The 24,788-nt window shown below is 45.0% G+C and carries 21 protein-coding genes and 1 tRNA gene; 12 read left to right on the top strand and 10 right to left on the bottom strand.

Features of this window, described 5'->3' with window-relative positions; all coding sequences use genetic code 11:
• Positions 1-91 precede the first annotated feature (91 nt).
• Positions 92-1,105, top strand: a complete 1,014-nt coding sequence (locus tag R7127_RS18185; RefSeq protein WP_005374150.1) for a GGDEF domain-containing protein — start codon at positions 92-94, stop codon at positions 1,103-1,105.
• Positions 1,106-1,195: 90 nt separating this feature from the next.
• Here R7127_RS18185 and R7127_RS18180 read toward each other — a convergent pair whose 3' ends face one another.
• The gene (locus R7127_RS18180; protein WP_005374156.1) at positions 1,196-1,774 is read right to left on the bottom strand and encodes a malate synthase; all 579 of its coding nucleotides are present in this window, start codon (positions 1,772-1,774) and stop codon (positions 1,196-1,198) included.
• A gap of 174 nt (positions 1,775-1,948) precedes the next feature.
• On the opposite strand from R7127_RS18180, the gene R7127_RS18175 reads away from it, so the two are divergent.
• Positions 1,949-3,505: a DUF3612 domain-containing protein gene (locus R7127_RS18175; RefSeq protein ID WP_005384164.1), complete on the top strand. Its 1,557-nt coding sequence runs from the start codon at positions 1,949-1,951 to the stop codon at positions 3,503-3,505.
• 387 nt (positions 3,506-3,892) lie between these two features.
• Here the strand turns inward: R7127_RS18175 and R7127_RS18170 are convergent, their stop codons facing one another.
• On the bottom strand, positions 3,893-5,248 hold the full coding sequence (locus tag R7127_RS18170; RefSeq protein ID WP_005374160.1) for a diguanylate cyclase: 1,356 nt from the start codon (positions 5,246-5,248) through the stop codon (positions 3,893-3,895).
• A gap of 132 nt (positions 5,249-5,380) precedes the next feature.
• Here R7127_RS18170 and R7127_RS18165 point away from each other — a divergent pair, with 132 nt between their 5' ends.
• Both R7127_RS18165 and R7127_RS18160 read left to right on the top strand, forming a co-directional pair.
• Positions 5,381-5,986 (top strand): alpha-ketoglutarate-dependent dioxygenase AlkB family protein, encoded by a 606-nt coding sequence (locus R7127_RS18165; protein ID WP_025768047.1) that lies wholly within the window; start codon positions 5,381-5,383, stop codon positions 5,984-5,986.
• A gap of 69 nt (positions 5,987-6,055) precedes the next feature.
• Entirely contained in the window at positions 6,056-7,144 is a 1,089-nt protein-coding gene (locus R7127_RS18160; RefSeq protein WP_005384167.1) for a DUF3541 domain-containing protein, read from the top strand.
• Between the two features lie 54 nt (positions 7,145-7,198).
• On the opposite strand, the gene R7127_RS18155 is transcribed toward R7127_RS18160, so the two are convergent.
• Positions 7,199-8,407, bottom strand: coding sequence for a NupC/NupG family nucleoside CNT transporter (locus R7127_RS18155; RefSeq protein WP_017635515.1), 1,209 nt, complete (start codon positions 8,405-8,407; stop codon positions 7,199-7,201).
• A 412-nt stretch (positions 8,408-8,819) separates the two neighbouring features.
• On the opposite strand from R7127_RS18155, the gene R7127_RS18150 reads away from it, so the two are divergent.
• From R7127_RS18150 to R7127_RS18140, 3 genes are all read left to right on the top strand, one after another.
• Positions 8,820-9,002: a hypothetical protein gene (locus R7127_RS18150; RefSeq protein WP_021035910.1), complete on the top strand. Its 183-nt coding sequence runs from the start codon at positions 8,820-8,822 to the stop codon at positions 9,000-9,002.
• Positions 8,967-9,050 (top strand) — tRNA-Leu (locus R7127_RS18145). The genes R7127_RS18150 and R7127_RS18145 overlap by 36 nt, the downstream gene beginning before the upstream one ends.
• Positions 9,051-9,082: 32 nt before the next feature.
• A complete protein-coding gene (locus tag R7127_RS18140) occupies positions 9,083-9,694 on the top strand; it encodes a DUF2913 family protein (RefSeq protein WP_213966676.1) in 612 nt (203 codons plus the stop codon).
• Positions 9,695-9,772: 78 nt separating this feature from the next.
• Here R7127_RS18140 and R7127_RS18135 read toward each other — a convergent pair whose 3' ends face one another.
• A complete protein-coding gene (locus tag R7127_RS18135; protein ID WP_239932756.1) occupies positions 9,773-11,173 on the bottom strand; it encodes a tryptophanase in 1,401 nt (466 codons plus the stop codon).
• Positions 11,174-11,471: 298 nt separating this feature from the next.
• Positions 11,472-12,716 (bottom strand): NADH:ubiquinone reductase (Na(+)-transporting) subunit B, encoded by a 1,245-nt coding sequence (locus R7127_RS18130; RefSeq protein WP_262584271.1) that lies wholly within the window; start codon positions 12,714-12,716, stop codon positions 11,472-11,474.
• A gap of 159 nt (positions 12,717-12,875) precedes the next feature.
• Between R7127_RS18130 and R7127_RS18125 the strand changes: the two genes are divergently transcribed.
• The 3 genes from R7127_RS18125 to R7127_RS18115 all read left to right on the top strand — a co-directional run bounded on the left by R7127_RS18125 (position 12,876) and on the right by R7127_RS18115 (position 15,840).
• Complete coding sequence (locus tag R7127_RS18125) at positions 12,876-14,264, top strand: cytochrome ubiquinol oxidase subunit I (protein WP_033906251.1); 1,389 nt, start codon at positions 12,876-12,878, stop codon at positions 14,262-14,264.
• 10 nt (positions 14,265-14,274) lie between these two features.
• Positions 14,275-15,273 (top strand): cytochrome d ubiquinol oxidase subunit II, encoded by a 999-nt coding sequence (gene cydB, locus R7127_RS18120; protein WP_033906250.1) that lies wholly within the window; start codon positions 14,275-14,277, stop codon positions 15,271-15,273.
• A 174-nt stretch (positions 15,274-15,447) separates the two neighbouring features.
• Positions 15,448-15,840 (top strand): hypothetical protein, encoded by a 393-nt coding sequence (locus R7127_RS18115; RefSeq protein ID WP_033906249.1) that lies wholly within the window; start codon positions 15,448-15,450, stop codon positions 15,838-15,840.
• A 46-nt stretch (positions 15,841-15,886) separates the two neighbouring features.
• On the opposite strand, the gene R7127_RS18110 is transcribed toward R7127_RS18115, so the two are convergent.
• The 5 genes from R7127_RS18110 to R7127_RS18090 form a co-directional block, all read right to left on the bottom strand.
• Complete coding sequence (locus tag R7127_RS18110) at positions 15,887-16,369, bottom strand: hypothetical protein (protein WP_033906248.1); 483 nt, start codon at positions 16,367-16,369, stop codon at positions 15,887-15,889.
• Entirely contained in the window at positions 16,366-16,683 is a 318-nt protein-coding gene (locus R7127_RS18105; protein ID WP_033906247.1) for a GrpB family protein, read from the bottom strand. The genes R7127_RS18110 and R7127_RS18105 overlap by 4 nt, the downstream gene beginning before the upstream one ends.
• Before the next feature lie 144 nt (positions 16,684-16,827).
• Positions 16,828-18,060: an L-2-hydroxyglutarate oxidase gene (gene lhgO, locus R7127_RS18100; RefSeq protein ID WP_169628636.1), complete on the bottom strand. Its 1,233-nt coding sequence runs from the start codon at positions 18,058-18,060 to the stop codon at positions 16,828-16,830.
• Positions 18,061-18,068: 8 nt separating this feature from the next.
• Positions 18,069-20,192, bottom strand: coding sequence for a TRAP transporter permease (locus R7127_RS18095; RefSeq protein WP_009705104.1), 2,124 nt, complete (start codon positions 20,190-20,192; stop codon positions 18,069-18,071).
• 88 nt (positions 20,193-20,280) lie between these two features.
• Positions 20,281-21,291 carry a TAXI family TRAP transporter solute-binding subunit gene (locus tag R7127_RS18090; protein WP_053307129.1) on the bottom strand — a complete coding sequence of 337 codons (1,011 nt, stop codon included), beginning with the start codon at positions 21,289-21,291 and terminating at the stop codon, positions 20,281-20,283.
• Positions 21,292-22,127: 836 nt separating this feature from the next.
• Here R7127_RS18090 and brnQ point away from each other — a divergent pair.
• Together brnQ and R7127_RS18080 are read left to right on the top strand one after the other, a co-directional pair.
• On the top strand, positions 22,128-23,438 hold the full coding sequence (gene brnQ, locus R7127_RS18085) for a branched-chain amino acid transport system II carrier protein (protein WP_318148476.1): 1,311 nt from the start codon (positions 22,128-22,130) through the stop codon (positions 23,436-23,438).
• A gap of 103 nt (positions 23,439-23,541) precedes the next feature.
• Entirely contained in the window at positions 23,542-24,750 is a 1,209-nt protein-coding gene (locus tag R7127_RS18080) for a GGDEF domain-containing protein (protein ID WP_318141997.1), read from the top strand.
• Positions 24,751-24,788: the final 38 nt, after the last annotated feature.

The raw sequence follows: 24,788 nt of genomic DNA, 5'->3' as shown, positions 1-24,788 counted from the left end.
TAAACCATGCAAAAGTGATAAAAATTAAAGCGACATTAGTTAATATCCGTTAATCTAAGCCCAATCCCATTTTGCTAGTACCATCGCAGAAATGACCGACGAGTTTAAGAAATCAACCGCTAATTTAAAAAAAGCGGTCCCACTGATGATCAAAAACCATGTTGCTGCCACGCCAGCCAACTACGCGCTTTGGTATACCTACGTTGACAAGACCATTCCAGAACTCAACTTTGAGTTAGACACGGTGTTAGAAAACTACGGTATTTGCCCGCCAGCAACCAATAAACAGCTTTACAACAACTATGTGGCCAGCAAAGCAGAAACCAGCCTTGAAGATCTTAGAACCAATGTAGAAGTTCTGCTACATGAAGTATCCAGTTCAATGAGCGATACGATTTCAGATACTTCCTCCTTTTCTGAGATGGTAGACAAAAGCTTTAATAAACTGGAAAAAGTTGAGGACAATAGCCTAAGCATTGAAGAAGTGATGGTGGTGATTCGTCAACTTGTCGCAGAGTCACACGAAATTCGTCACTCAACAAAGTTTTTGAATAGCCAATTGACCAACGCGAGTGAAGAAATTTCTCGCCTCAAAAACCAACTGGCTGAAGTACAGCAAGATGCGTTGTTCGATGGTTTGTCAAACCTATACAACCGCCGAGCATTTGACAAAGATCTCTCTTCACTTATTGCATCAAATCAGGCAATGACCTTGATCATGCTTGATATCGATCATTTCAAATCATTTAACGACAATTACGGGCACCTTTTTGGCGATACAGTATTAAAAGCCATTGCCCGCCGGCTACAACAAAGCTGTCGAGATGGGATATGTGCGTACCGTTTTGGTGGTGAAGAATTCGCGTTAATTGTACCTAACAAATCTCTGCGAATTGCTCGCCAATATGCAGACACACTACGCCGGATGATAGAAAAACTGCGTATCAGAGATAAGCGCTCAGGCACACAAGTTCACAGCATTACCGCTTCTTTTGGGGTAGCAGAATTTGAGCCGGGTGATACGCCTGAAGCCTTAATCAATAAAGCCGATAAACAGCTTTATGAAGCAAAACAACTCGGTCGTAACCGCGTGATGCCAATTTAAATAAACTGGCTAAGCGAAAACGACTTTTATGATAAAAAAGAAAACCCCGCGCTGTAAAGTGCGGGGTTTTTGTATCCAATCATGAGTATCTTAATCGACGCTGTAACAGTAACTTAGAATGTAGTCGTCACCATTTTTTGCGGTATATTCTTTATCTTCACTGCATGCCATCGGCTTACCTTTTTTGTCGCCTTTGATTAGACTTATCCAATGGCGCATCGCGGTTGGTGCATTGCCAGTTAGTTCAGGATGAAACGTCGTGCGAGTTTCCAATTGAATATCATCAATGTCCACTAATTCCACGCAACCAGTGCCTTTATGACAGCCAAACAGCACTTCTACATGATTGCCCGAATCATCTTTAAACAAAATCGATTTTGGATCTTCCTTTTCACCAGTGTACGCCACGAAGTGTTTTGGGCTTTTCAGGCCGCTGTGTGTACCGTCTTTGAAATAAGCCAAAACATGGCGGTAATCAATCACGTAACTTGATACATCTTGGTGCGACCCGTTCTCCAATGGGAACATGCGGTCAAGCAGTTGCTTCGCTTTTACTTGTTTCTCACTCTGCTGCTCAGCACTTACCGCTTCGACGGCAAATACGGCTTCAGCGATAAATGGGCGTTGTTGTTGTTGCATCTCTTTTTTATCGAAGTTCAGCATATTCATCGTCATATCCTCGCACTTAAAAACTCGTCCTAGAGTAAAAACTTAAATCCTTTATTTAAGTTTCAGGCAATTCTGTGAAGTGGATGGTTAATTTCCTTGCCTGCTCATTATGTAGACTAGCGAAATATTGACTACAATTTCACAACAAAAATTTTACAATGTGAATTTTACAAAATGTCTGTGTCAAAAAGCCTTATTCGTCAGTCTCATTTTCTTGGTACGAAAATTCGCAACCTAAGAAAAAACAACCATTTAACGATGGAAGATTTGTCTGCCCGTTGTGTAAGAATTAATCCAGAGTACGCTCCTTCGGTTTCTTACCTTTCGATGATTGAGCGCGGAAAACGCGTACCGAGTATCGATATGCTCGAAGTGATCGCGGAAGTTTTTCAAAAAGATCCGGCGTGGTTTTTAGATGATGAACCCGAATTAGAAGCCATCACACCCAACAAAGGGAATCGTGGTGGGATTAGTGGCATGGCGCTGGAGCCGAGCTTCCTGTTCTCCAATGATATTCTTCAAATCGCGATACCAGAAATGCTCTCCCAAACAGGTATCACGGGGCGTCAATTCGCCCACTTACTGATCCGCGCACACCAAGAAAACCATCAAAACCATTTTCCTGATTTAGAGCGCGCCGCCGAAGAGGTCGGCTTGAAGCGGTTGAATCTATCTGTAGAAGATCTCGTAGACATTGCAAAGAGTATGGGATTGGATATCCGCTGGGTAGATCGAGCGCCACAAGATGTGATTGATGAACTGGGCGTCAGCGCCAAACAGTTGATTACGTCTTTCATGGAGCCACCTGGGACTATTTATCTCAATAAACGAATGCGTGACTATCCAACCCGATTGAAGTATGACTTGGCGGTATATATCGGCCATCGAGTGCTCCATAGCAGCGATGCAATGAATAACGTTTTATCTATCGGGCATCAAAACAATTGGGAGCAAATGGACAGCCCTGTGTCGAACTCTGAACTCAATTCGCAAGATATCCTGCAAGCTTGGCGTGATTTTGAGTCCAGCTTTTTTGCTGGTGCCTTGCTTTGCCCCAAAGTACCATTTCGTCAGTTGCTTGATCGCTCCGGTTACGAAATTGATGTTCACAAAAAGGCCGGCGTTTCTCCTTCCGTTGCAATGCGTCGCATGACGGTGGTCTCGCCTTACCCTCATTGGCACTATTTTGATGCCTATGGCCCCGGCAAGTTAAAAGCAGTGTATCGAGGAAATGGTATTCCATTGCCTTGGGGCAACATGCGCAAAGTAAACGACCCTTGCCAGCACTGGGCGGTATTCCGACGCCTTTCCCAGCCTTTGGATACCAGTTCAGCGCAAATTTCGATTTTAAATGTTGGCGACGAGCCACGTATCTACTGCTGCGAATCGGTCAACGTATTTGACCCTGCAGGGAATAATCGCGTGCTATGTGCCGGTATTGATCTTAACCCTGCCATTTCTGCACAAGGTGGCGATGCCGTTTCCATAGCGGAAGAACTTAAGTCCCTTTGTGTCGCTTCCGGCGGAAGTAGTGTTATTCCTCCCCACATCAAAAAAGACTTAACGACTATCGCTAAGATATTAAACATCAACTGGATAGAGCGCGGGATTCAAACCCAAGCAAGGTTAATCTGCTCCAGAGGGGCGGTTTGTCCAAGACAACCTAGTTGTTACAGCAAGTGCGGAGAAGCTGATGAGACGGGCAACGATGTGAATATCATCGGACTTTAGAAAGAAAAAACGCCAATCACAATAAACGTGATTGGCGGTATATACTTGTGAACAATTTGTATTCACTAACAACGTCAGTTGGCTAGGTGACCCTCGGCTTAATAAGGGTCACTCTAAGTAAAGCACGATGCGTGCCAACTTTAAAAAAGCCGTTTTTTAGTAGATCCAGATGCATATCGTTGCTTTATTAACCATTAATTTCGCAAACTGCATTTGCAAAATGCAAAGTTATGCAAATATGCCACTTAATGCACTGCTAATAACGACTCTCTCAGCAAAGTGTCTGTGAACATATGAAGTCACATATTCTTGCACCTCAATGATGATGAGATTTCGGACTCCCAACTTTACCATTCCTCTAACCCCTTATTGAAACTGGGTTCAGGCTCATCCGCCATGCTTTTGTTGATACATTCTCTCATCGGCTATTTTCATCATTTGCTCAGGAGATGACATTTGCGGGTCAAATATCGCGTACCCAATACTGGCTTTCAAATAGATAAGCGTTTCATCGTAAATGACGGGCGTAGAGCATAGCGCTAATCGAAGTTTTTGTAGAAGAGACTGAACATTTTCTTCCGTTCCTGGGTGATGAACTACAACTAAGAACTCATCACCGCCCATTCTGGCCACGATGTCTGATTTACGCAGAGAGCTTTTTACCCTTTCAGCCGTAGCGATTAAAACTTTGTCACCTGCGTCGTGACCATAGGTATCGTTAATGTGTTTAAACCTATCTAGGTCAATATTAATTAAGGCGAAGCTATAACGCTTTTTATAACGTTTCGCTATTTCAAACTGCTGCTTGTAAAACTTCATAAAATAGCGACGGTTTGGTAAATTCGTGAGTTCATCGTGTAAAGCTCTGTCATCTGCAATGGTATACAGTCGATAAATGGCGAACAGCGCGAGGCTAAGTGCGAATATAATGGGATAGCCGATTACTCTAGCTAAATGCAACTGATGCCAAGAGATTTGGCGATCAGCTTTACCTCCAGAGAAAACCACCATACTCCACCCACCATAAGGAAAATGAACCATCTCTTTTGCATATACCATGCTATTTACACTTTGCGCGCCAAAGAAAGCATCACCAAATGAGCCACCGCTATCGTAACCACGGATCATTAAAGGGTAACGATACGAGAAATCAATTACGCCGGTTTCTCTCATCAGAGCATCGAAATCAATCACCGCACTGATCACTCCCCAGTAGTCCTGATTCATTGGAGGATCAAGAAAAACAGGCACACGCACGATCAAACCTCGGCCACCTTGAATCAAAGTCACTGGCCCTGCGATGAAAATTTCTTGTACATCCTTGGCTTTTTGCACCTGTACCCACTGCTGTGGCACTGCGCGGTAATCAAGGCCGATTAGGCGCTCATTACCTTGGCGTGGAAATACATGACTAATTACATCATTTTTCGCGATACCGATGATTGTAATATGTTTACTTTTATTTAGGATTCGGTGAGCGGCGATACTCAATTCTTCTTCTTGATTTTTAGGAAGTAACGTAATGAGTGTCGCTAAAGTACTGGCTTTGTAGATATCCGCCATAAGTACCGCTTCCAAATTGGAACGGAGAATGGAAAGTTGTTCTTTGGCCTCAACTTGAACTCGCTCTTTGTGAAGCTCTTGCTGGTTTCGATTTAACAGCTCAATAACCCCAATACACAAAGCGAAAAAGGTGAGGAAGAACAATGCAAAATAGCATCGCTTTCTGGGTAAATAACGCATTTTCTCCCCACAACTCGTATACAACTACGAGATTTTTTATTTATTGTTAAAATTCTTATTATCACAAGAATAACCAATCATAATCAGAAAGGTAACAGTGATTGACAACTTTTATGTTTTAGGTGTGAGATGATGCATCAACAAGGCGATTTATTTGGCGGCGATCTATGGCAAGAAGTAGAAAGAGGAAAACTTTATTATGATCCTCATTTTCTTAACCATCTTGAGGCGGATAATTACTTTGACCAACTTCGAAAGACACTGCCATGGCACCAAGAACACATTACTATGTTCGGCAAGTCAGTACTTCAACCTCGCTTACAAGCGTGGCACGGTGATGCAGCATATACTTACTCAGGCTTAACCATGCAGCCTCACCCTTGGACTCCTGAGTTAACTCAGCTGAAAGTGCGTTGTGAATCAGTTGCTGATGTCACTTTTAATTCTGTTCTCGCTAACTTATATCGACACGGCCAAGACTCAATGGGCTGGCACCAAGATAATGAACCAGAGTTAGGTAGAAACCCTGTTATCGCATCTTTGAACTTAGGTGAAACACGTCGATTTTTGCTTAGAAATTTACATTGTAAAACTGAGATTGAATACGAGCTTTCTCATGGCTCCTTACTGATTATGGCTGGCGAGCTTCAGCATCACTGGAAGCACTGCGTACCAAAAACCGCGAAAACCAAAGATGAACGTATCAACCTGACTTTTAGGCAAATTTTCAACTATTGACTCAGCTTTTACATTCTCAATCAATATTGATGGTAGGTTTAGGTTCAGGACTTCATAGGGAATGGATTTATGCGTATTAAACCTCTTAGCTTAGCGGTCTTACTCTCTTGCTCACTTACCTTTGCTGCTCAGGCATCACAGGAAGAGGTACCGCTTCTCGATAATACTCAATCAGCGCAGTTGATTCGTAGTACCTACGAACAGGAACTGTTCACTTTCCCGGCGTTTAAAGAGGGCCATTTTGGCTTACGCATGTACCGCCAAACATTAGATGAGAAATATCACGCTGCCATTTGGACCGACATGGCACAAGTAGCCAGCCGGTTAAACCAATTTGCTAATGAAGTTGTTGAACCAGAAGACATCATTCTCTATTCATCTCAAAGGCTGACCACGTATCAAGAGAAAGAAACCGAACGAGGGCAGCGACGCTATACCGTGACTAAACACCATCCTGAGTACCTTTATCTTGGTGTGGATTTGCTTGGCGCAATGGCAAGAGCAAACGAATACGGCCTAAAGCATAAACAAGACAAAACGCTGAGAAAAATTATTAGGCGCTACGATTTCTCGCGTTACGTTACGGACAAAGAGATGATAGAAGCATGGGCAGCTCAGCTTGCAAACCAAGTCTACTGGCTTCGTCAGTTAGGAGAGCAAGATGTGGTCGAGGAATTCACTCAAACCTTCCGTGACACCTACCCCGACGATAAAGATAAGATGCTTTCAGCTCAGCAGTATTGGAACAAACTCTATGGTATGACGCACATCATCTTTGCCGATTCACAGTATTATCAGGAGCGAGTAAGCGAGAAGAAACACCAATGGATTTATGATTACTTTCGCAACAATATCGACACTATCCTACTACGCGCCAAAGAAGACGTGATTGCGGAAGTCGGCATTTCGTTTTTGTTAGCAGGCTTGGACCATGATCCGGTCGTAAAGAAAACCCGCCAAGCCATTCGTCACGCAATCAACGCAGAAAAAGGGATGATTCCGTCGGTCGACGGTAACTTTGATCTCAAGTACGGCGAACACCGTAACGTACTAGCCATCATGCTGCTCGATTGGAAAGGGGTACATAAAGCGCCAACTTATCAAGAGCACCCAGAGGCTTTTAAATCGATACCTTACGGCTTAATGCCCAAGCCTTAGAAATAACAAAACCCGCCATTTAGGCGGGTTTTTAGTGTGTATCTTCAATCTAAATTAGAGAGAGATAAAAATGCCCGCTAAGCACGCACTCATCAGGTTAGCGAGTGTACCAGCAGCAACCGCTTTTAGGCCTAGACTTGCAACATCTTTGCGGCGCTCAGGTGCCATCACGCCGATAGAACCCAACTGAATCGCAATTGAGCCAATGTTCGCAAAACCACACAACGCAAAAGTGATAATAATTTGAGTATGCTCAGACAGTGTCGCTTTGTGCTGCACAAAATCGATAAACGCAACAAACTCATTCATCACCACTTTCTGACCAATGTATGAACCCGCAGCTAGAATTTCGTGGCTTGGCACACCAATCAACCACGCTAGAGGTGCAAACAAATAACCAAAAATCGCTTGTAGCGTTACGCCAGAGAAACCAAGTATCTCGCCCAAGTTTTCTAGCCCCGTGTTCACCATCGCGATAACACTCACGAAAGCGATAAGCATGGTACCAACAGCAACGGCAACTTTCATACCGCCCATGGCACCGCTTGCTAGCGCATCAATAACGTTACTTTCTTCTGATTTATCTAGCTCAATATTGTTGTAATCGCTTGGCGTTTGACGCTCAGGAACGATGATTTTTGCCATCATCAAACTACCTGGTGCTGCCATAAAGCTTGCCGCGATCAAGTATTTGAGGTCGACACCCAAACCAGCATAACCACCAAGCACACTGCCCGCCACTGAAGCCATACCACCAGCCATCACGGCAAACAGTTCAGAGCGAGTCATGTTAGAAAGAAATGGACGAATAAGAAGTGGTGACTCGCCTTGAGATAAGAAAATGTTCCCTGTTGCAACCAAAGACTCTGCTTTACTCGTACCCAAGAACTTCTGGATAGCGCCGCCAATAAATTGAATCACTTTTTGCATAATGCCCAAATAGTAAAGGGCGGAGATAAGAGCACTGAAGAAGATGATGATAGGAAGGACACGGATAGCGAAGATAAAGCCAGAAGAAGCGAGGTCACCAAAGAGGAATTTAATCCCTTCATCAGCAAAGCTGAGTAGCCCCGCGACACCATTACTTAAACTCGCCAGCGCCGCTTGACCCAACGGGAAATAGAGCACCAAAGCAGCAAACCCCATTTGTAGCATCAAGGCGCGAGATACAGTTTTCCAATTAATGGAAGAACGACCCTCAGAAAGTAGGAAAGCACAACCTAGCAGTGCAACAATACCAAATAGACTAAATAGAACACTCATGAGCTGGACCTACTAAACGTTGAAAAAGAAAAAAGAGCCAAAGGAATTGGCAGAAGAAAGGGACAACGCAGCGAGTGATAACTCACTTTTAGATCCAGAATGTAGACAGAACGAATAGTTCGACATCTTATTTTTACCTTATACAAGCAATTGAACGTAGCTGGTCCGGTCCGTGGGGTCATTCACTGCTGGCGAGCATGTTGCTTGGCCTGCTCCATGTGACGGCTTGTATGGGTAAGGGTCCTGAACAACTAAACCCTAATTCCCGCTTAAACGGGACGCAAGTATAGCCAACAAAAAGAGATATTCATCACATTTATTTACGCAAACGTTCAAGCGTTCAAAATTTAGGCAAAAGTACTCTTTTGTCGTCATACCATTAATAAAAGTAAGGGCATAAGGATAGGCGTTGATGGTAAAAAACATAAAAGTGACCAATAAATATGCAATCAAACTCGAAAGAGCCAAAATTCGTCATTTTGCTCTCGCCAACAGGTGGATTTTGGTTATAATTCGCGTTGCTTCTTTCGAGGCCTCTGAGTATTCAGAGCATCATGATGCCGAGATGGTGAAATTGGTAGACACGCTAGCATGAGGTGCTAGTGCCTTTGGTGTGAGGGTTCGAGTCCCTCTCTCGGCACCATTATCCTTCTTCCCTAATTTTGTTCGAGTGTAATGCAAAGTTCTAAGCAGGCAAGACAGTCTACAGATGCTAACCAACTTCTGAGTGAGCTTGCGGTTCACGCTTTATTACACCTGCACTTTAAAATTCACGCGTCCTCGCATGGCCTCTCCCTTAAAGAACGTAATGACTTACTTCAGAAATGGCTGAAACCAAAACTGAAGAGTAATCGCTATAAGCTGATTAAAAAGCCGTTAAAATCTTTGACTCAGCAGGCAAAAGGTGAGAACGGAAATCTGGAAGAATTACTCGAGCGCTGCGTCGGTGCAGACAAACCCAGCAACCCTCAACCCGATCTAGATAGCTACTTGCTGCTGATCAACGAGATTGAGAAGAAACTGGGGACTACCGTGTTATTATCTCGACCGGAAGACGTCGACTTATCTCACGACCAACACGGCTGTTTGCTGTGTGTGCTTTCTGAGAACTTAAATCAGCACTTCGATGATAATAACGCCCTAATCGCTCCTATTTCGATGCTGTTCCGCGGACCAATGAGTCAACGCTCACTTTTCCTTGGCAGCATTTACGCCAGTGGTACCTTCAATTATGAAGTGCAGTATCAAGACGACCAGTTCGTTCGCATCACGTTAGAGTTGGCGTAACTGTAACGCTAAGAAATAAACAAATCGAAAAAGGCCGCGAAACTCGCGGCCTTTTGCTTATCTAGATTTAAACTTGAGTTAATCGATCTCTTTAAATCGAGCAGTAAAGTGGCGCAGCACTGGTGGCTCGTACTCGAAAGTGAGCCCTTTTAACTCATGTGCACGATTTTTCAGTTCGATAATCGCATCCGCAATGTAATCCATATGATCGTTTGTGTAGACACGACGTGGAATGGTCAAACGCATCAACTCAAGCTCTGACGCTTTTTGTTCACCCGTTTCCGGATCTCGACCAAGCAGCAACGATCCTATCTCTACTGCTCGAATACCCGCTTCCAAGTACAAAGCATTACACAATACCTGCGCAGGAAACTGATCCGCTGGAATATGTGGCAAAATCTTAGCGGCATCCACAAACACCGCATGACCACCCGTTGGGTATTGAATCGGAATACCACCTTCACGTAAGCGCTCACCTAAGTATTGAACTTGGCTAATTCTATAATGAAGAAAATCCTCATCCGCGGCTTCATACAAACCGCGAGCGAGCGCTTCCATATCACGCCCAGCCATGCCGCCGTATGTCACAAATCCTTCCATGGGTACGCAGCGCGTCTGCACCGCCTGGAACAACTCCTTATGATCACGAATACAACACATGCCACCAATGTTTACCATCGGGTCTTTCTTAGCTGACATGGTGAGCATATCACCGTACTGGTACATCTCACGGATGATTTCCAGAATCGATTTATTCTCGTAACCCGCTTCACGCTGCTTGATAAAGTAGGCGTTCTCACAGTAACGAGCCGAGTCAATCACCACTGGAATATCGTACTTGGTTGCAATCTCGTACACACTGCGCATGTTTTCCATCGACACAGGCTGACCACCGGAGCTATTACAAGTAATCGTGGTGATAATTGCACAAATGTTATGCGAACCGTGCGCTTCAATTGTTGCCACCAGCTTATCGATATCAAAATTGCCCTTCCAATCATAAGGCGTAGTGGTGTCGAATGCTTCTTCCGTTACCACGTTAATCGCTTTACCGCCATTGAGTTCAATGTGACCCGCTGTGGTATCAAAATGGTAGTTCGAGATAAAGACTGGCGTTTCGCCACCACGCACCTGACGCATACGCTCAATCAAAGCGGGGAACAAAATTTGCTCGGCACCACGCCCCTGGTGTGCAGGCACGGTGAGCTTATAACCGAAGAAGTGCTCCACTGCATCACACAGGTTGTAGTAATTTCGACTCCCCGCATAGGATTCATCCCCCATCATGATGCCAGCCCACTGATTATCACTCATGGCACCAGTGCCAGAGTCAGTCAGCAAATCGATATAAACATCATCACTACGAAGAAGAAATGGATTATAGCCCGCTTCTTTTAACGCGACTTCACGGTCTGCCAAAGTCGTCATTTTGATTGGCTCAACCATTTTGATACGGAAAGGTTCTGGAATACGTTTCATTGTTAATTTCCTTATACGCATTGCCCTACGCAGTTTCACGTAAGACTAAAAAACAAATAGATAGAATGCTTTTCAATGCGATTGCATTGAGGAAATCAACGAGAAGAGATTTTACTAAGAAGAGACAAGCAGTAGTCTAGGTTATACCAGAACGACAGCACCAAACGGCTATCGAGAATATCCTTTATTCTCATCGTCTTCGTCCTCCTGATAAAAATAAAAAGTCAGAAACCCTATGTCTCTGACCTTTTCAATATAGTGCAGTTTTCAATCAATTTTCAGTGAGGTCACCCTCATTTTAAGAAGGTCTCGCCCTTTTCATTCTGCGTTTGATATTACTTTCTTTGACTAGGTAATCGAAAAGTGGCGCGAATAAGTTAGCAAATAGAATCGCTAACATGATGCCTTCTGGATAAGCCGGGTTCAGCACTCGGATAAAAATCGTCATCACACCGATTAATAGTCCGTATGCCCATTTCCCGTTATTGGTAAAAGCTGCCGAGACAGGGTCTGTCGCCATAAAGAAGGTACCAAACGCAACCCCACCAATCACGAAGTGCCAGTAGAACGGCATGGAGAACATGGGGTTAGAGTCTGAACCGATCGCATTCAATAGTAGTGAAGCTCCGATTAAACCGACCAACACGCCCGCAACAATTCTCCACGATGCAATCTTCATAAAGATGAGAACCAAGCCTGTTAGTGCGATCAACAACGTGGAGACTTCACCCATCGAGCCTGGTAAATTACCAACAAAAGCATCTCCCCATGAAATTGTTTGTCCTGTCATATTATTTATCAAAGCACTTTGCCCGCCTTCATACCATTGACTAAGTGGAGTAGCGCCAGAGTAACCATCAGCCGCGACCCACACAGCACCACCGGACATGTTGGCAGGATAGGCAAAGTATAAGAACGCTCGCCCTGCTAAAGCTGGATTTAGGAAGTTTCGTCCAGTACCACCGAAAATCTCCTTCGCCACAACAATACCGAAAGTGATACCTAAAGCCGCTTGCCATAGTGGAATTGTCGGAGGAAGGATCAGCGCAAAGAGTATAGAGCTGACAAAAAAACCTTCATTCACCTCATGCTTTCGCACAATAGCAAACAGAACTTCCCAGAAACCACCAACGATAAACACCGTCGCATAAACCGGGAGAAAGTAAGTAGCACCAAGCCACATTTTACTTTCCCACCCCGCTTGTGAAACCGCATCTAACGAACCCCATACCCAACTCAGTTGCCATGAAGAAACAAGCGCTTGCTGAGCTGAGGCTTGATCCATTCCATACAACAAGGCATCACTCGCTTGCTGGCCTATGTTGTACATACCCCAGAACATGGCAGGGAAGACCGCCAACCACACCATGATCATAATACGTTTTAAATCGATGCTATCTCGAACGTGAGTCATGCCCTGGTTTACCTTACCAGGCGTGTAAAAAATGGTTTCGACAGCTTCGAAAAGTGGGTAGAACTTGTGATACTTCCCACCTGGACCAAACTTAGGTGTCGCTTTCTCAAAGTAATCTTTAAGGCTCATAACACTCCTCCTTTATCTAAAAGATGGTACGCACATGTGTAAAAAGCGATCGTTTTTTAATCTCTTCGTCTTCCTTCTTCGTATTTCACCTTGTTCGCCACTCTTCTGTCTCCTCTTTAAATCCGGCGAACAGTTTATCCAACGAAAAAGGGACCGCTCATGGACACACTCGCCATTGACCTAGCTAGATTCCAATTTGCCTTTACTGTCTCTTTCCACATTATTTTTCCAGCTTTTACGATTGGTTTGGCAAGTTATCTCGCTGTATTAGAGGGCTTGTACTTAAAAACGGGCAACAAACAGTACATGCAAATCTATAAGTACTGGCTCAAAATCTTTGCCATCAGTTTTGGTATGGGTGTGGTGAGTGGCATCGTGTTGAGCTATCAATTCGGTACTAACTGGAGCGTGTTTGCCGACAAAACAGGCCCAATCCTAGGCCCACTAATGGGTTATGAAGTTTTTACTGCGTTTTTCCTCGAAGCGGGGTTTCTAGGCGTGATGCTTTTCGGTATGGATAAGGTGGGTAAGAAGCTTCACTTCGCCGCGACTTGTATTGTTGCATTCGGGACGTTTTTGTCTGCGTTTTGGATACTTTCGGTTAATAGTTGGATGCAAACACCAGCGGGCTATAGTATCAACGAAGCCGGACAGTTTATCCCAGAAGACTGGTGGGCGATTGTCTTCAACCCTTCCTTCCCTTACCGGCTCGTTCATATGTTGCTCGCCGCTTACCTTACTACTGCTTTTGTTGTAGCCGGCGTTGCCGCTTATCACTTGCTAAAAGCAAACCATAACCCTCTAGCCAGAATTATGTTCTCGATGGCAATGTGGATGGCTGCTATCGTGACACCAATTCAAATCGTTGCTGGAGACATGCATGGATTAAACACCCTTGAACATCAACCCGCCAAAGTCGCCGCGATGGAAGGGCACTATGAGTCTCACCAAGGCGCGCCATTGCTCCTCTTCGGTATCCCTAACGATGAAGAAAAACGTATGGAATACGCACTGGAAATCCCCAAACTCGGTAGTTTGATTTTAACTCATGACCTCAACGGTGAAGTGAAGGGATTAGATGCTTTTCCAGAGGAGGAACACCCTCCTGTATCTATCGTTTTCTGGTCTTTCCGAGTCATGGTCGCACTTGGTTTTGGCATGCTTGTTATTGGTTTGTGGAGCCTTTGGCTAAGAAAACGTCGCAAACTTTTTGATTCGAGGGCACTTCAACGTATTTGTGTGCTGTTTGCCCCAGCGGGGTTCATTGCAGTTTTAGCAGGCTGGATAACTACCGAAGTCGGTCGACAGCCTTACACCGTATACGGTCTTTTAACCACAGCCAATTCGGCATCGCCTATTGATGCCGCCGCGGTGAGCGTCTCCCTGACGGCGTTCATCGTGGTTTACTTTGTGGTTTTTGGAGCTGGCTTCTTCTATCTCCTACGTTTGATGCGCAAGTCTCCAACTCGATATGAAGAAGGTCTAGATAGCCGACTTCCTGATGGCACGAAAACCGATGCCATCACACATTCTAACCATCTAACCTAGGAGCTTACTCATGGATTACGCATTAATTTGGTACGCTTTGATTGGGCTCGCCGTTCTGATTTATGTCGCGTTAGATGGCTTTGATCTCGGTATTGGTATCCTATTCCTCAGCGCTAATGACGATGAAGAGCGCGACATGATGATGAACAGCATCGCTCCTGTTTGGGATGGGAATGAAACTTGGCTAGTTCTTGGCGGAGGTGGGCTTTTTGCCGTGTTCCCCCTCGCCTACGCGGTCATTATGCCAGCACTCTATGCTCCCCTGATTTTAATGCTGCTCGGGTTAATTCTGCGTGGGGTTTCTTTTGAGTATCGCTTCCGAACACAACGCGGAAAGTTTTTATGGGATAGCGCTTTTTTCATTGGTTCACTCACCGCGGCATTGATGCAAGGCATTATGCTCGGAACCCTGCTCCAAGGTATAGAGGTTAGTGAACGAGCATACGCAGGTGGATGGTTTGATTGGCTTTCACCATTTAGCGTATTTTGTGGCCTGGCGCTTGTTTGTGCTTATATTCTGCTCGGTTCATGCTGGTTATTAATCAAGCTTCCAAAAGAGCTGATGGGGCGCTATTACGTGGCCGCGCGACGATGGGGACTAGCGATGGTAGCCTGTATATTCATCGCCAGTTTGTGGCTGCCATTGAGCCAAAATATCGTATTTGAACGTTGGTTCTCATTACCAAACTCGCTACTGTTTTTCATTTTACCAATTATTGCAGCGGCACTTATTTGGCAGCTATTCAAAGCCTTACTCGACCACAAAGCCGTCCGAGCCTACGTTCTTGCGATCGGCCTGTTTCTTGTGTCCGCGATGGGTTTCGGTGTCAGTACATTCCCTTACTTGGTCCCATTCGCACTCACTTATCAAGACGTCGCTGCGCCAGATAAGAGTTTGGCATTTTTACTTGCCGGTGCGGTGGTATTACTTCCTCTGATCATAGCCTACACGGCTTATTCGTACTGGGTGTTCCGCGGCAAGATGAAACGTGGAGAAGGATATCACTGATGAAACTAAAGCCCATTTTGTGGTTCATTGGCATTTGGCTGGCAAGCGTGGTCGCCTTGTTTATCATCAGTTCGTTGATACGAACTGCGATATTGTAGGCCCAGAGTCGACTGCACCACATCTGAAGCCATTGAGGTCTATACTCAAGCAAGAGTAAAACAACGGAGTGTTTTTATGACCTTAAAGCGGTTTCTGGTAACTTTGATTCCTTTGACGGTTCCACTGTTTTCACCAAATGCATTGGCCGTAGACAAGCAGATGTCATCCGCCATGAAAAGTAAAATGCGGTCTATTTGCTCCGCAACAAACGAGCAGGGTCATTGGCAACTTGCTGAAGCAACTCCTGACGCCAGACGCTCACTCAACATGGTGCTTTATCAAATGAATGCCGATGATAAATTGAAAGCAATTCATGAGGTGAGAACGAAAATGGTCGGCGGCACCCATTATGCGTTTGAGTTCGAGTTGCAAGATGGTCAAGTCTGGAATGCAATTGTATTGCACAGTGCCCGAGGCGATTACATGATCGAAAGACACGCAAAGAAAGGCGAACTCTGCCCTAAATAGCAATAGACACTACGACTCTACAGCCGACACAATAAAGTCGACTGATTCAGTCGCCTTTATTGTTGGTATGTTTAGGTATCGCTTCAAAAGCTTGGGAAAAGTAATAGCTTTCAACCTGAGGCCTAACTAAATCACAAGCTAACCCAAGGTCATCATTTTTTGTGAAAGGTAAATGTTCTGATAGAACCTCTTTTGACTTTTTATCAACCGTTTTAAAAGATTCAATAATTCTTAGAGGAACGTGAAACTGATGATCTCTCACGAGAAAGAAATAGTATTGGAGATGCTCGCCATATGTCGCAGCGTTATTAATCTCGCTACCAATTTTCACAGCTTCAACACGACTGCCTTCACAATCAAATTTAAACACATTGGTAATTTCTGCTTCCATAGAGCCTGGTACATAAACGATATAGCCAGCACTGAGCTCATGACCAATTAATACATAGCTCTCGTCGCGCTCATGCAGTTGATACGCAAAAGAATGAAATGCACTACAAAGTAAAATGAATCCAAGCCGTTTCTTCATTTTGTCTTCAACTCATCTATGACTTTACGTACGAAGTTTGCCTTAGCATCCGTATATTTTTCGATGGTAATTTCAGCTTGTTCCATCAAAGAAAGTTTTAGAGAAACATGAGGAAAGTGCGCAATACCTAGTACCATATCGATAATAGGTTTGGCAGGCATATCCAAAATGGCAGTACTGCCAATATGCTCGATTTGAGTTGACATCATCTCCGTCACTAACGCCAGTTCAGATCGGCTGCGTGCAAAATCCTGTCGACATGCAGGATCATGCTTAACAACACCTACGTTGTAATTGGCTAAACCTAATTTCATCCATCCCTCTCCTAATAAATCCAAATATCATAAGAAGGAAATTATCCAATCACCAAAGTAAAAGCCAAACTTCCGGCACACCCGACACTAATTACTCAACAAATAGAGTCATCTCTGGTGTACTTTTGGTTTGGCTTTTTACTGTTAAACCGTCTCGGTTTTCGCCTCTATCTTCTCATTCACTTTATCGCAAATGTACTCTCCAATCGGCATTGCAGATGTCGCTGCGGGAGAGGGTGCGTTGCAAACGTGTAGGCTTCTGGCGCTCTCGGCAAACAAAAAGTCATGAACCAAGGTTCCGTCGGATAACACCGCTTGTGCGCGAATACCCGCAGGATATGGTTTGAGATCTTCTACCTTGATGCTAGGGCAATATTTGTTGACCAACTTGAGGTAGCCCGGCTTCCACCACGAGTTCTTAAACTCATCCAGTCCGGTTTTTAGATGCTTTTGTGTCACCTTCCAGAAACCGGAGAAACTGAGCATTTGCATGGTATCTTGCAAGCTGAAGTTAACCTTGTCGTACCCTTCCCGCTTCCAGCCTTGAACCGCATTTGGACCAACAGTCACACTGCCATCAATCATGCGAGTCAGGTGGACGCCCAAGAATGGCAAATCAGGGTCTGGAATTGGATAAATAAGATGATTCACCACTCGGTCGTGTTTGCTATCTAAGCGGTAGTATTCACCACGATAAGGGATGATTTGGAAATCGGTCGGAATAGACATCATCTTAGTCATGCGATCCGCCATCAAGCCACTGCAAGTAACCAAGAACTTGGTATTAAGCTGCATCGTTTGACCGTCTGAAATGCAGGTCAGTTGGACTTCTTCATCCTTCTCTTCGGCAGCCACCACTTTGGTTCTCAGGCTGATTTGACCGCCGAGCTTTTTGAACTCTTCCGCCATCTGCTCAGTGACCAAACGATAATCAACAATGCTAGTGGTTTTGACATAAATCGCACCCAAGCCAGTGATGTTTGGCTCAGCCAGTTTGAGTTGAACTTCATCGAGTAGCTTTACGTCGATGCCGTTGACATGGCAGCGCTCATAGAGGGCATTCATGCGTTCGACTTCTTGCTCATTGGTCGCAACCAATAACTTGCCACAGTTCTCCACCGGAATATCGTGCTCAGCACAGAACGAAATGGTTCGCTCTACCCCACGCTTACAAAAATCCGCTTTTAAGCTGCCCGGAGCGTAGTACACCCCAGCATGAATCACGCCGCTATTGTGTCCGGTTTGGTGCTTGGCAAAACCGGACTCTTTCTCAACCAATAAAATGGATTTGTCTGGATGACGTTGCTGTAGTTGCCATGCTGTCGACACACCAACGATACCGCCACCAACAATGATGTAGTCATAGACTGATTTCATACGACCTCTTATAAAACCGATAGTTGAGATTGTTGCAATTTGAACTTGCGACCACTGTAAATGAACACCGCGACAAATACCGCGCAGCTTGCCACACGAACCAACATTGGGATGTCGTGCCAAACTAGCAATGTACCTACCACTACCAACAAGAGACGCGTCAGAATGTTTAGAGGACCTTCCAAGTAGCCTTCAATCGCACCAATCAATGCATAGGTACCGATGATGGCAAAGAAGCCCACGGTAATCACTGACGTCACATCCCAACTGACTAAGCCTGTATAAGCAATCAACAGCGGTACAAGATACAAACCTTTGGCAATTTTCCATGCCATCAAACCAGTGCGCATTGGCGGTGTTTTAGCGATGGTCGCTGCTGCAAATGCGGTCAAACACACTGGAGGCGTAACGTTGCTGTCTTGCGATAACCAGAAGATGATGAGGTGAGCAGCCAGCAACGCCAAGCCTACCGCTTCCATACCCAAACTTTGCTCTAGTAGGGTTTCCATAAAGTCCGCAGGTACTAGCGCCACCATTTCTTTCGCAGTTTCCAACGCCATTGGTGCATTAAGCAGTTCCAGCTTTTCTGGCGCCGCCAACATGAAGATGGCTTTTGCTTGTTCAGGCAATTGACCTGACACCATCAATTCAAGCAATTGGTTTTCGGCAATTAACTTGTAAAGCGCAGGGGCAGACAGAGTACCCAATACAATATACGCCGCTGTCACAGGTAAACCCATACCTAAAACAAGAGAAGCGAGCGCAATCAGAACGATCATGATGAACAAGTCGCCATTCGCCCAACCGTCGATCATCAGTGAGAAGGTGTTGCCGATGCCAGTTGTACTGATCACGTTGATCACCAAACCGATACCCACCAGCAATACGGCGGTTGTCGCCATGTTCTTTGCACCTTGCGATAGCGCTTCGATGATCGCTTTTGGTCCCATCTTATGATCTTTCGAGAACCAAGAAGCCACCACCACAGAAATGATTGACAAACCTGCAGCGTAAGTCGGTGTAAAACCTTGAACCAACAAAGTGACCAATACCGCCAGTGGGATAAGGTTGTGCCAACCGCTGATCAGCACTTTTAATAGAGATTCATCACTTGTCGTGATTTTTTGAACGCCGCTGCGTTTGGCTTCAATACGCACAAAGAACGCCACGGACAAGAAATAGATAAGAGCAGGAATGAAAGAAACCGCGATGATATCGACATAAGGAATTTGCGTGTAAGACGCCATGATGAAAGCGCCCGCGCCCATCACTGGTGGCATCAGCTGACCACCTGTCGACGCCGCAGCTTCAACGCCCGCCGCGAAGCGCGAAGGGAAACCTGCTTTTTGCATTAAAGGAATACTGATAACACCAGTTGAAACCGTATTTGCCACACTAGATCCAGATACTGAGCCCATCAATCCCGAGCCAATCACTGCGATAAAACCGGGACCACCAATGATTTTGCCAGCCGCAGCACGTGCCACATTGATGATGTAATCACCGACACCAGAGCGAACAAGAAACGCACCGAACAGAATGAACATGAATACGAAAGTCCAACTGATGCGTGAGATAGAGCCAAACATGCCCTCAGAAGAATAGAAGCTGCGGTAGAGCAAGGTTTCCATGCTCAAACCCGGGAAGTGGAAAATACCTGTCGCCCACTTACCCCAAAGCACAACGTAGCTTAAACACACCACAATCAACACTGGAATAAACCAGCCCATGGTGCGTCGAATCAGTTCGATAACAATCAAAATTGCCATGATGGCGAAGACCCAATCGCTGGTCACGAACTTCACACCGCGTTCATATAGCGCATCTTCGGCATAGGGAATGTAGAGCAAACACGCGACCGCGCCCATGGCAATCAACACATCGATGCCGAGTGCAATCTTACTCTGCTTGAGAGAGATATGAGCCGGATACCAAAGCGCACAAATCACCGCAAAGCCAGCAAAGTGGGTCGCGGAAATCCATAACTCTGGTAACGTCGATAAGGTATTAAACCAAATGTGCAAAGCAGACAACACCACGCCAAACACTGTGATTGTGGTGGTTACCCACGGAAAATCAGTGCGCGTGGGCAGCTCAAACTTCTGCAATTCCTTTTCTATTGAGTCGCTCATCTCATACTCCAAGCTCTGGCGGCTTTTTCCATCTTAGAAATCGGTAGGGATAAAATGCCCCGAGCCGAAACTCGGGGCGAAGTTGGCGTTATTTCACCATTAGGTCTGATGGGATTTCGATGCCCATTTCTTTGTAGTAACGCACCGCACCTGGGTGAAGAGGCACTGGCAAGCCAGCGATCGCTTTCTCAATCGCCATTGCTTTTGTTGCTTTGTGGATGCCTTGTAGGAAAGGCAGGTTCTCGTAGATCGCTTTGGTTAGCTGGTAAACGTCTTCTTCCGAGATATCTTCACGAACTGCCAAGAAGTTAGGCTGTGCAATGGTGGTGATCGGCTTATCTAGACCCGGGTACGTGTTCGCTGGGATCTCGTACTTCGTCCATAGGTTGTAATTGCCGTTCGCCTCTTTGATTTGTTCGTCAGTAAACGAAAGAATCGAAATGTCTTTACCCAACGCAGCAAAAGCTTGAGTGACCGCACCAACAGGTACACCCGCAGGCGTGTTCATGCCGTCAATGGTGCCGTTTTGAAGTGCGCTCGCACTGCCGCCGTAACCCATGTAAGCAAGATTGAATTTATCAGGGTCGACCTTCAGACCTTTCATGATTTGGCGACCAGAGTTCTCAGTACCTGAGTTCTTCTTACCGATAGAGAACTTCTTGCCATCTAGGTTGTTCAGATCAGTCACTGTGCCCGTTTTTGCTAGGTCAGAGCGAACAATAAAGTGCTCAACGTTTTGCCAAAGCATAGAGACTGAGCGCAGTTGTTCTTGGCGACCGCTCTTCTCATAAGGACCTTCACCAGACCAAGCCCACGCACCGTAAAGACCTTGTAGAATCGCGAACTGTGCTTCGTTTTCATTCAGCAGTTTAACGTTTTCACCAGAGCCCGCAGAGCTGATTGCAGAAAGGGAGAAGTGGTGCTTTGGTGCCAACTTCACTTTGCTTAACGTCGCCAACGCTACGCCCACAGGGTAGTAAGTACCACCTGTCGATGCCGTTGCAAGAATATAGCTACGATCTTCTGCCGCAGCGTTAGCAGCAATACCAAAAGAAGTCACAGCGACAGCCAAAGCTTTTACCAGCTTATTCATTTTCATTATTACTCTCCGTGTAGTCGTTTCACGATTGGGGATTTACATCATGTTAAACCTTTATTAACAACACATTCCCTAGAGCAATTGAAATGCCAACTTTTAACCCTTTGTATTTATTGAACTAAGAGCTGAAAGACATCAAAAATGAGCAAAATCATGCTGATTTGATAGCAAAGTAATGAGCAAGATCTTGCTCATTGAAGAGGAGAAGGTTGCACGCCTAGATCGCAAAAGGTTAATAAAATGTGATCAAGACAAAATAAATGCACGATTCACTAATAAGCAATATTTTGCCGATGCAATTTTGGATTGAATTGCAACTAATGAGCGTCTTAACAATAAGAAGAAAAAGCGCATCATTCTAAACTGCTCAATTTATCAGCTGAGGTTTATAGCCTAAACGACTACAAATAGCACAAAAATACAGCAAAGAAAGCCATGTTACAAAAATGAAAAGTCATTTATTCTAATTTTTAATTTAAAAAGCAGCTCGATCCACCAGTTCAGAAATAAACATTGACCGTATCAACTTATTTTCTACTTCGGGGTTGTGCCAATGGCCCTATGTTCGTTAGTGTAACAACACGCCAAGGCAAACGTATTCCTTGGTATTTTTTCGTCTTTAAGGATCACCCATGTCAGCAACTGCGCAATTACAATTCGCTTTAAAACGCCCATCTGGCGTTGCTGCTGCGATCCTCCTGCTCTCTCTGAAACTGATTCAGAGCTGACAGGCTATATCTAAACTTTCTGTCAGCTTGAGAAGAAGCTGACGGGAACACCACATACTCCTCCCATTCCTTTCAGTTTCTTCCAAGCGAAACATAAGAGGAATAACAATGTTAAGCGCACGCAATATCGCCGCTTTGGGCTTCATGACTTTCGCCATGTACTTAGGCGCGGGTAACCTGATCTTCCCTCCATTTTTGGGTTACCAAGCAGGTGAAAACTTTCTGAGCGGGATGTCTGGCTTCCTCTTGACGGGTGTAGGTCTGCCTGCGATGGCACTGGTGATGGTGGCTATCGTAAACGGTTCAGACAAATTAACCGCTGCCCTACCTAAACCTTTGGCGACCAGTTTTTGGGTGATGGTGTTTACCGTGATTGGCCCTGCGTTCGTGATCCCACGTGCAATTACCGTGGCTTACCAATTTAGCTTTGCGCCAATGTTTGGTGATGCAGCTTTGGTGCCTTTCACTATTGCCTTCTGTGCTATCACCATTCTATTTGCCCTATATCCGGGTAAATTGGTCGACAACCTAGGCAAGATCTTAACGCCTGCCTTGATGGCAATCTTGATCATCATGTCTGTGACGGCTTTGGTTTCTCCTGCAGGTGAGCTAACTGCCGCAACGGGACCATACCTATCTGGTGCATTTGCTGAAGGCTTAACCCAAGGTTACATGACCATGGATGCATTAGGTTCTATCGGTTTTGGTTGGATTATCTTCCGCGCGATTCGCAGCATGGGTGTGGATTGCCCGAAAGCCACCGCAAAATACACGCTAATCGCAGCTTTGATGTACGCGGTTGCCATGGCGTTTGTTTACATCTCATTGGCTTACATTGGCTCGACAAGCTCATACTTGGGTTCTGAGTTCAGCAATGGTGGCGACATTTTAACGGCATTCACCTTCAGCCACTTCGGCGCGTTTGGTTCACTACTACTAGGTGCCGTGATGGTATTGGCGTGTTTGACTACTGCTATCGGCGTAACCACCGCAGGCAGTGAGTTCTACGACAACACTTTCAGCAAAGTGAACTACAAAGGCTGCGTTATCACGACCATGGTATTGGCTGGTTTGATCGCCAACGTAGGTCTAGAGCAACTATTGGCTATCACATTGCCAGCGGTTGTGGCGCTTCACCCAGTCGCGATTGCGTTGATGATCATGGCACCAGTGCGCAACAAGATGTCGCAAATCATGGTGGTAGCAACCGCATTCACTGCTCTAACGCTTGGTTGTGTTGATGCGCTGCACATCCTAGGTTACATGCCAAGTTCCACTGATGAGTGGATGGGTAATTACATGCCTCTGTACAATGACTTTGCTAGCTGGATTGTGCCTAGCGTATTTATGATGATTGTTGGTCTGCTGTTTACGACGAAAACCAACCAAACCGAACAATTCGAGCTGGTGAATGAATAGCCGTTTAACATAAGACATCGCTCAATAAGTGCGTTACTATGTAGCTCGCTTATTGATATCAGGCAAAGGAGTTGCCTGAATGAAAGATTGATATGGGTCGCCTATGGATAATCAGTATCTAGACATCAGAACACTGAACTTTATCGTTATTCTGTTCTCTTGCATTTACTCTATTAGTCTGCTTTGTTATCAATACACTCAGGGTAGAGTCAAAGGCTTAAAAACCTTCTCGATATCACTACTGTTTATTGGTTTAGGCCCTTTTTTACTTGGCTTTAGAGGCTCTGCGCCAGACTGGCTGACCATCGTCATAGCCAACACTCTCATATTAGTCGGCTTCTTGCTTACGCTATATAGCGTAAGCATTTTTCGTCAATACCCTTTAAAATTGGCTCACTATCTTACCTTGTTAACACCTGTTTTCAGTGGTTCATTTTACTATTTCACCTTCCATGACCCTTCTATCAAAAGCCGCATTATTTATCTGAGCATGTATATTTGTATCGTCACCTTCTTTAGTGGTGTCGCCATGCTTAAAGGTACCCAAAAGGACTTAAAGCTCCCTGTTAAAGCAATGGCTTACTCTTTCTTTGGATTTAGTTTTTTTATGGGATTTAGGGCGCTTTGGAGTACTTTTTCAGGTGAGTTACCAAGCTTTATGGTCGCAGGCCTTATCCATCAGCTGACGTTCTTATTTAGCATCTGCCTGATCGCTGCTTTGAGCTTTAGTATGCTGTGGTTAATTAACGGACGCTTGGTGCAATCCATTAATGATCTCTCTCATTTAGATGCACTCACAGGGCTATATAATCGTCGAGCCATGGAAGAAATCGTTCCAAACTTGGTTAGTAAAGCACATAAAAAAAGCCAAGCAATCAGCATTATTATGACTGATGTCGACAAGTTCAAAGCGATTAATGATCACTATGGTCACACGGTTGGCGACTCCGTCATGGCAACGATCTCCACTATTTTTAAAAAGCATCTTCCTGAGTCCGCCTGCATTGTGCGATTTGGTGGTGACGAGTTCATGATTGTTTTGCTCGAAAAAGCACAGCAAGCCAAAATTGTCGCAGAGCAAATTCGCCTTGCGGTCGAAACTGAAACCGCTTTGCAATCATTTAAAACTGAAGTGACCATGAGCTTTGGTATCAGTCAGTTATCTGAGGGGCAATCACTTCAAGAGGCGCTTGCTGAAGCAGACGAAGCGCTATATAGCTCTAAACATACTGGAAGGAACCTCGTTACCTTGTTTGGAGAAGGTAAAGACCTAAATTATAAGTTTGTCCCAGCTCCAGCCAAAAGCGCATAACGTGTTTGTTATGCCAGTAATTTCGAATTAGCTAGAAA

Source organism: Vibrio sp. 1159, assembly GCF_033340395.1.
In the GTDB taxonomy this organism is placed as follows: domain Bacteria; phylum Pseudomonadota; class Gammaproteobacteria; order Enterobacterales; family Vibrionaceae; genus Vibrio; species Vibrio alginolyticus.
This window is presented reverse-complemented; position numbering and strand designations above follow the sequence as displayed.

Bases quoted from the DNA above. Each gene is read 5' to 3' on its own strand.
- lhgO (WP_169628636.1), bottom strand. From the start codon at position 18,060: ATGAAATCAGTCTATGACTACATCATTGTTGGTGGCGGTATCGTTGGT.
- R7127_RS18165 (WP_025768047.1), top strand. From the start codon at position 5,381: ATGCATCAACAAGGCGATTTATTTGGCGGCGATCTATGGCAAGAAGTA.
- R7127_RS18105 (WP_033906247.1), bottom strand. From the start codon at position 16,683: ATGAAATTAGGTTTAGCCAATTACAACGTAGGTGTTGTTAAGCATGAT.
- R7127_RS18155 (WP_017635515.1), bottom strand. From the start codon at position 8,407: ATGAGTGTTCTATTTAGTCTATTTGGTATTGTTGCACTGCTAGGTTGT.
- R7127_RS18115 (WP_033906249.1), top strand. From the start codon at position 15,448: ATGACCTTAAAGCGGTTTCTGGTAACTTTGATTCCTTTGACGGTTCCA.
- R7127_RS18135 (WP_239932756.1), bottom strand. From the start codon at position 11,173: ATGAAACGTATTCCAGAACCTTTCCGTATCAAAATGGTTGAGCCAATC.
- R7127_RS18125 (WP_033906251.1), top strand. From the start codon at position 12,876: ATGGACACACTCGCCATTGACCTAGCTAGATTCCAATTTGCCTTTACT.
- R7127_RS18080 (WP_318141997.1), top strand. From the start codon at position 23,542: ATGGATAATCAGTATCTAGACATCAGAACACTGAACTTTATCGTTATT.
- R7127_RS18090 (WP_053307129.1), bottom strand. From the start codon at position 21,291: ATGAAAATGAATAAGCTGGTAAAAGCTTTGGCTGTCGCTGTGACTTCT.
- R7127_RS18140 (WP_213966676.1), top strand. From the start codon at position 9,083: ATGCAAAGTTCTAAGCAGGCAAGACAGTCTACAGATGCTAACCAACTT.
- cydB (WP_033906250.1), top strand. From the start codon at position 14,275: ATGGATTACGCATTAATTTGGTACGCTTTGATTGGGCTCGCCGTTCTG.
- R7127_RS18170 (WP_005374160.1), bottom strand. From the start codon at position 5,248: ATGCGTTATTTACCCAGAAAGCGATGCTATTTTGCATTGTTCTTCCTC.
- R7127_RS18130 (WP_262584271.1), bottom strand. From the start codon at position 12,716: ATGAGCCTTAAAGATTACTTTGAGAAAGCGACACCTAAGTTTGGTCCA.
- R7127_RS18110 (WP_033906248.1), bottom strand. From the start codon at position 16,369: ATGAAGAAACGGCTTGGATTCATTTTACTTTGTAGTGCATTTCATTCT.
- R7127_RS18095 (WP_009705104.1), bottom strand. From the start codon at position 20,192: ATGAGCGACTCAATAGAAAAGGAATTGCAGAAGTTTGAGCTGCCCACG.
- R7127_RS18160 (WP_005384167.1), top strand. From the start codon at position 6,056: ATGCGTATTAAACCTCTTAGCTTAGCGGTCTTACTCTCTTGCTCACTT.
- R7127_RS18185 (WP_005374150.1), top strand. From the start codon at position 92: ATGACCGACGAGTTTAAGAAATCAACCGCTAATTTAAAAAAAGCGGTC.
- brnQ (WP_318148476.1), top strand. From the start codon at position 22,128: ATGTTAAGCGCACGCAATATCGCCGCTTTGGGCTTCATGACTTTCGCC.
- R7127_RS18150 (WP_021035910.1), top strand. From the start codon at position 8,820: ATGGTAAAAAACATAAAAGTGACCAATAAATATGCAATCAAACTCGAA.
- R7127_RS18175 (WP_005384164.1), top strand. From the start codon at position 1,949: ATGTCTGTGTCAAAAAGCCTTATTCGTCAGTCTCATTTTCTTGGTACG.
- R7127_RS18180 (WP_005374156.1), bottom strand. From the start codon at position 1,774: ATGAATATGCTGAACTTCGATAAAAAAGAGATGCAACAACAACAACGC.